Source organism: Streptomyces flaveolus (assembly GCF_014648815.1).
Classification (GTDB): domain Bacteria; phylum Actinomycetota; class Actinomycetes; order Streptomycetales; family Streptomycetaceae; genus Streptomyces; species Streptomyces flaveolus.
This window is the reverse complement of record NZ_BMRV01000035.1, coordinates 1-3,730: the sequence shown is the minus strand read 5'-3', so window position 1 is coordinate 3,730 and position 3,730 is coordinate 1. Positions and strand designations below refer to the sequence as shown.

General features: G+C 70.3%; 2 protein-coding genes and 1 pseudogene. All 3 read right to left on the bottom strand.

Annotation, left to right across the window (positions count from 1 at the left end):
- On the bottom strand, positions 1 to 1,488 hold a 1,488-nt coding region (locus IEZ05_RS36015; RefSeq protein WP_189234543.1), incomplete at its 3' end, for an LCP family protein.
- Between the two features lie 204 nt (positions 1,489 to 1,692).
- Positions 1,693 to 3,396 carry an LCP family protein gene (locus IEZ05_RS36010; protein ID WP_189234542.1) on the bottom strand — a complete coding sequence of 568 codons (1,704 nt, stop codon included), beginning with the start codon at positions 3,394 to 3,396 and terminating at the stop codon, positions 1,693 to 1,695.
- Positions 3,397 to 3,559: 163 nt separating this feature from the next.
- A pseudogene (locus IEZ05_RS36005) lies at positions 3,560 to 3,730 on the bottom strand (LCP family protein); the annotation flags it as partial.

The window sequence follows — 3,730 nt, the reverse complement described above, 5'->3', positions numbered from 1 at the left end:
GAGCGGGGCCGGGGCGTTGCCGGCGTTCTCGGACTTGGTGACGCCCGCCTCGTTCTGGAGGTAGAGCAGTTCCTTCCCGGCGCTGCCGCCCGGGGCGCCGCCGTTCTGGACGCGGACGCGGATCTCGGACGGCTCGGACTTGGTGCCCTGCAGGCGCGCCGCGACGGCCGCGGCCTCCTTCTTCTGCTGCTGCTTGACCTCGGTGAACGAGATGTCGTTCTGGACCATGGTGAAGACCTGCGGCGCCTTCGCCTCGTCCACCACGACCGTCACCGGGGTCTTCTCGGCGGGGTTGTCCTTCACCGGCACCGTGGCGAACGTGATGTTCTTCGTCGGCACCTTCTTCAGCTCCAGGGCGATGTCCTTGAGCGTGCCGACGTTGCCGATGGGCTTGTCCACGGTGAGCGCCTTCGTGGCGGCCTCGGCGAGCTTCACCAGCTTGGTGGGGCTGGTGAGGGTGTCGCTGGAGGACATCTTCCGCATGAGCGAGCCCAGGAACTGCTGCTGCACCTTGATGCGGTCGAGGTCGCCCTTGTTGCCGAAGGCGTGCCGGGTGCGGACGAAGGCGAGGGCGTCCTCGCCCTCCACCTTGGACTTGCCGGCGGGCAGCACGAGTTTGGACTGCTTGTCGTTGACGGCGTGCTCCACGCAGACCTCCACACCGTCGACCGCGGTGGTCAGCGTCTTGACCGCGTTGAAGTCGGCCATCATGAAGTGGTCGACCGGGATGCCGGTCACCTCCTTCACCGTGCGCATGGTGCAGCCCGCGTCCCGGCCGCTCTCGCCGAGGCTCCGGTTGAAGCGCACACCCTGCTGGCCCGGAATGACCTTCTCGCTCCCGTCCTCCTGCGTCGTCGGGCAGTCGGGGATGTCGACTATCAGGTCGCGGGGGATGCTCAGCGCGGTCGCGTTGGAGCGGTCCTTGGCGACGTGCAGCAGGATGTTGGTGTCGGCGTGCCCGACGCTGCCGGCGTCGCCGTAGCCCTCGTTGCCCTCACCGGTGCGCTTGTCGGTGCCGATGATGAGGATGTTGAAGGCCTCGTCCTTGCTGAAGTTGCTGCTGCCCGCGCTGCCGACGTCCGTCGTCGAGACGTTGCCCTCGAGGTGCTTGAGGTAGAGGTAGCCGCCGACACCGGCCACGAGGACGACGAACGCCGTCGTGCCGCCGGTCCACAGCAGGACCTTCTTGCCCGTCGACTTCTTGGCCGGCCGCCGGCCGCGCCGCCCGGGCGCCGGCTCCTCCGGTGCGGGACGGCGGCGACGCTGGGGCGGCACGTCACGTCCGGGGGCCGTCGTACGGCGACGGGTCGCGCTGGTGGTGCCGCGCTCGCCGTCGCTCTCGCCCGGTGCGCTTCCGCGGGGCTTCGGAACGGCTGGCTGCGGCGCGGAAGAAGGCAGCCGCAGTTCGTATTCGCCGGTCCGCGGATTGAGCACCCACTGGTCTGCGGGGTCGATGTCGTCCGCCCGCCCACGTCCTTGCGCGTCCACGGTCTCCCAGTCCTCCGTCGGGGCCACGCGGCGCCTTCCCCCGAAGGCGCACGGTAAAGGGTCAACAAGTGCACGACGCCAGGGCGGACCTCGCGGCGGGGGCACTGGAGCGCTCACACTATCCGTCCAGTTCAGCGTCGAACGACACCGGTGACAAATTCGACTCCCCTACAACAGGGCATTCCGACCCATTTCTGTGAACGTCTACCAGCGGTAGGGCTGGTAGACGTCCATGCACTTGCCGGTGTCGGCGCCGTTGAGGGCGTCGCTGTTGTCGGGCAGGTCGCCTGCCTCCGGCGTCTTCTGCTTCGGATACGTCGTGCCCGAGCGCCAGTCGGTGCCGACGACGACCGTGACGCCGGAGACGTCCGCCGACTTCTGCACCGCGCTCGCCGGAATGCCCAGCGCGGTCGCGACCCGCTGCGCGTCCCCGGCCAGATCGGCGCTCGGATAGCGCACGACGGTCCGCTCCTCGGAGAGCGCCGCCGAGGTGTCCTTCGTGGCCCTGTCGAAGCCCTTCTCCGCCAGCGCCTCGGCGACCGTGCCCGCACGTCCGCTGACCGGACCCAGCGAGTCGGACCGGGTGGCGTTCTGCACGAGTACGCCGATCTCGGCGTCCGCGGCGGCCGGGTCCTCGGGGGACTTGCCGGTGCCGTCCCCGCCGGTGGTGCCCGCGCCCTCGCCGTCACTCCCGCCGGCGCCCTTGCCGCCGGTCTTCGCGCCCTTGTCGTCGAAGGACACGTCGTCACGGAGCATCGCCCACACCTTCTCGGCGTTCGCTCCGTCCGGCAGCAGGTGGTTCTCGTCCTCGGGGTCCTGGACGGTGGGCAGCGTCGTCATGGTGATGCGGTCCGTCGGCACCGTCTTCAGCTGCATCCCGAGGTCGTACAGCTTCTTGGGCGTGCCGATCTCCTCCGAGACGCCCAGGGACTTCGTGGCCGCCTCGGCCAGGTTCATCAGCCGGCCCCCGTCGGTGAAGACGTTCTGGTCCTTCAGGGTCCGGATCATCGAGTTCATGTACATGTGCTGGGCCCGTGCCCGCATCAGGTCACTGCCCCAGGCGTGCCGGGTGCGCAGCCACTGGAGGGCCTCCTCGCCCTGCACCTTGTGCCGGCCGGCCTTCATCTTCAGGCCCGAGCCGCCGCTCTCGCCGGCGCTCAGCGGGCGGTCCCACACGTTCTGGTTCACACAGACCTCGACCCCGCCGACGGCGTCCGCCATCGACACGACGCCCGCGAAGTCGATCGTCATCCAGTGGTCGACGTAGACCCCGGTGAGGTTCTGCCAGGTGGCCAGGGTGCAGCCGGCGCCGCCCCGGCCCAGCGACTCGTTGATGATCGTGTTGGTCGCCGGATACGTCGTGCCGGTGTCCGGGTCCGTGCACTTGGGGATGTCGACCCGGGTGTCGCGGGGGATGCTGACCACCGCGGCGCTCTTGCGGTCCGCGGACAGGTGGATCAGCATCTGCACGTCGCCCAGCGGCGGGTTGTCGCGGTGGTCCTTGCCGCCGCCCAGCGCCACGTTCGCGTCGGAGGCGCGGCTGTCGGAGCCGATCAGCAGGATGTTCAGGGGTGTCTGCCCGGCCGCGTTCGGCTCGGTCCTGTGCGCCTTCGAGTCGCCGCTGTTGCGCTCGCCCTTTTCGATGTTGCCGCTCAGGTGCTGGTAGTAGAGGTATCCGGCGCCGGCCGTCCCGAGTATCAGCACCGCGAGCGTCGACGCGGACCACCTGAGCACACGGCGCCCGCGCCCCGCCCGCCGCCGCCCGGACCGCCGGCCGCCGTGTCCGCCGGTGCGGTCCTCCGCGCCCGCGCCGGGGCCCTCGCCGCCCGCGGCCCCCTGCCGGGCACCCCTCCCGCGCCGGACGGCACCGGAGCGCGTCCGCCGTCCGCGCACATCACTCTGCGTCATGTCCCTCTCCCCACCCCTCGCGCCGGCCGACGTGCCCAAGGGCGCGTTCTGTTCGCACAGTTGGACGTACGGGCCGCCCCATTGGCTGTACGGCCGACCCGACGGGTTGTTTCCGCCACGGTCGCGACGGCCGCCCGGTAAGACGCGAGAGAGGGCCGTCAGGTCACTTGGCGCACTGGACCTTGTCCGCCGTGGACTTCTCCACCCCCTCCGGAGCCTTTCCGGAGGGGGCGTTGATCTTGACCCCGGCGCCCTTGAAGTCCTTGCCGAGGGTGAGTGTCATGGTGGGCAGGCCCTGGGAGTTGGTGACGCTCTCGCCGGGCTTCATGGCGGC